The organism is uncultured Castellaniella sp. (assembly GCF_937988725.1).
Lineage (GTDB): Bacteria > Pseudomonadota > Gammaproteobacteria > Burkholderiales > Burkholderiaceae_B > Castellaniella.
Genome location: NZ_CALKHS010000005.1, coordinates 1 through 2,685 on the forward strand (window position 1 = coordinate 1; position 2,685 = coordinate 2,685).

The 2,685-nt window shown below is 59.6% G+C and carries 2 protein-coding genes; both read right to left on the reverse strand.

Annotated features, from left to right (window positions below):
- Positions 1-164 precede the first annotated feature (164 nt).
- Positions 165-1,415 carry a methane monooxygenase/ammonia monooxygenase subunit B gene (locus tag Q0263_RS05765; RefSeq protein WP_298014226.1) on the reverse strand — a complete coding sequence of 417 codons (1,251 nt, stop codon included), beginning with the start codon at positions 1,413-1,415 and terminating at the stop codon, positions 165-167.
- Positions 1,415-2,239, reverse strand: coding sequence for a methane monooxygenase/ammonia monooxygenase subunit A (locus tag Q0263_RS05770; RefSeq protein ID WP_298014228.1), 825 nt, complete (start codon positions 2,237-2,239; stop codon positions 1,415-1,417). The genes Q0263_RS05765 and Q0263_RS05770 overlap by 1 nt, the downstream gene beginning before the upstream one ends.
- Positions 2,240-2,685 lie beyond the last annotated feature (446 nt).

Here is a 2,685-nt window from a genome sequence, read left to right on the forward strand (position 1 = left end):
AAAAAACACCGATCCACCTTGCCGTCTGTAACGGTGGCGGACCGGTGTTTGCGTGTTGCCATGTTCCAGTCTTTTCCCGGCTCCCGCCCTGTCGGGCAGGAGCCGGGCTGTCTTGAAGGTCGATTCAGGGTCGACCCTGCAGGGGCCGGCCCCGGGGTTTGACCCTAGAGCTTGGTGAAGACCGGGATGACCGCACCTGCGATGCTGTTGATGTTGCGATCGCCATCATCGCTCCAGGTCATGAGAAGTCCGCCAAAGCGGCTTTCCGGGTCACCCAGGAGCGCCATCAGCCGTTGCACTTCCCACAGCGCGTCTTTCGCTTCCATCTTGACTTCGCGCGTCTCGCCAGGCTGGATCGGCGTTTCGTTGTCAAACGACAGCCCGGTGGCCACGAGTTCCTTCGGATAGCCGCGGTCCAGGTGCTTCAGGCCAACCTTGTTGATGAAGCGCACGCCCGCAGTGGTGAATTCCCCGATGCGATAGGGTTTGTCCCCGCTGTTGGTCACGTTCATCGTCACCCGCAAGGCGCGTCCCGGCACGTCGTAGTTGGCGTGCGTGACCTTGATTGCGATCGGGTTGGGTTTCACCGGCAGCGGCTCGACCTTGGATTCGCCCGCCTGGATCGGCACCGTGTAGGGGTGCTTGTTCTCGGTGTAGCGATACCCGCCCCAGACGATGCCGAAGGTGAGGATCAGCACTACCCAGGCAACTTTCCTGTCCATGGGGTCGAGCAGGAGTTCATCTCCATAGGCCAGCAGCACCCGGCTCCTTGGCAGGAACATGGGCCGCGCCACATAGTAGCCGATCCAGAAGACGCCAAGCGACAGCCACAGGATGTGCCAGAAGATGCCGTTGCTGAAGTTGAAGGTCTCCGTGTCGATGGTCTCGCCCGTAAGCAGTTTCACCGGGTTGGTGAAGTCGTCCCAGCTGCCCGAGATGTTCATCCAGGCGGCAGGACCTGCAATCGGGCCTGCATCCTTGATGTTGACCATGGCGTGCATGTGGTGGCGCCCGGGTATGCGCGCCTTGAGCTTGACTTCAAAGGCGTAGTCGCGACCGATCTCCATCGGCCCGGAGATGTAGGTGGGCTCGCCGTTGAGCTTGGTCGACAGGCGCACGAACACGGGGCTGGGGCTGCCTACGTTGAAGAAGGCGCGCCCAGGCTTGCCCACCGCCCGCGGCCAGTCTTCGGCCAGGTGGAATTTGCCGGTCATGGTGGCGATGTCGTTGACCTTCGTGGTCTCAGGACCCCATTTCATGTCATACCACTGGATGGTCCGCATGCGCAAAAACGGTTCCTGCGAGCGCTCTCCATGGGCCGCCGCCGGCTGGATGTCAAGTGTCAGCGCCAGTCCCAGGGCAGCAATGCTGCAGAATCCTGCAACGCTCTTCTTGAAAAGGTTCCTTGCGTTCATTATTTGATCCCCTCGGCAAAGCCTTCTTCGCCAAATGCCGTCACGTCGTTTATCATGCTCACTCGCCCGCGTGCGCCCTTGACATAGTAGAAGGCGGTGCAGTAAACCTTGCCAAAGTACCACCAGACGGTGAACATGAGCATGGAGACGAACGCCGAGAAGAAGGACGCAATTACCGTGGTGTGACCGCCAAAGGTCCGCAGCGACCCTTGTTCGATCAGACGCACGTACTCAGGGGTGCCGGTACGGACATACAGAAAGCCCGTGTAGTCGGCGACCGACAGCAGCACGCCTTCTGCCACCAGCGGCAGGTGGGTCGGGCCGAAGATGGTCCAGTTGCCAGGGTAGAACAGCAGGCCGAAGGCGCCGCCGCCAACCAGGGCCGTGATCATCCAGTTGCGCGTCAAAAGCAGCACGGTGTCCATCACCAGGGCGCCAGGAATCATGGTGGAGGGGAATACGAAGTTCATGGGGTAGTGCGACCACCAGTAGAAGCCCCAGAAGCGGGTCAGCCATTCGCCCGTCAGCAGGCACACGATGCACAGCGTGGCTCCAAACGGCAGGCGGTAGTTCACCCACAGGTAGTACATGATCGCAGCGCAGTAGGTGATCCCGACAATCGGGGTTACCACAGGCCACCATTGCCGGTCCTTCCAGTCGAGCCAGAAGTCCCAGTCACCTGCCAGCAGCATGAAGTGCATGTGGTAGGTTCCAACCAACAGAATGCATAGAATCGGGAAGTAAATCACGTCTATCATCCTGGACATCTTTACCGCTTCGGGCGGCATCTTCGCCGCCTGCAGTATTTCATCTGTTCTGCTCATCGCACCCTCCCTCAAATGTTACGCGACTAAACTGTCAATTGTTGCTGCAAGTTCCAGGGAACCTCGCGGTTCGGCCAGGGTCTACATGACTGCATGAATCCCTTCCCGCTTCCCCTGCTCGTCCCCTGTTGCCCCAGGTTCAGGGCTCTTTTCCCCTTTTGCTCCAGCCAGTTCCACTCCGAAGATTCCATCCGGGAACGCTGCCTTTAAATCCGACGTTCCCGCTGCTCTTTGCCGCTGGCAGGCTGCCCGCCCTTTTGCTTCCTTTGCCGAAGAAGGCAGCCTGCAATTCAGTTGTAATAATCAGCTGCTACTGTTGCAGTGCAAATCCATCTCGCTTTCCCGACCCTCCCTGAGGCGAGCCCCGACTGGCAGGCTCGCTTCAGGAAGTCAGCGCGCCGATCCTAGAACTTCTTGTCGTACGGTACGATGCGGTTGTTGAGGAT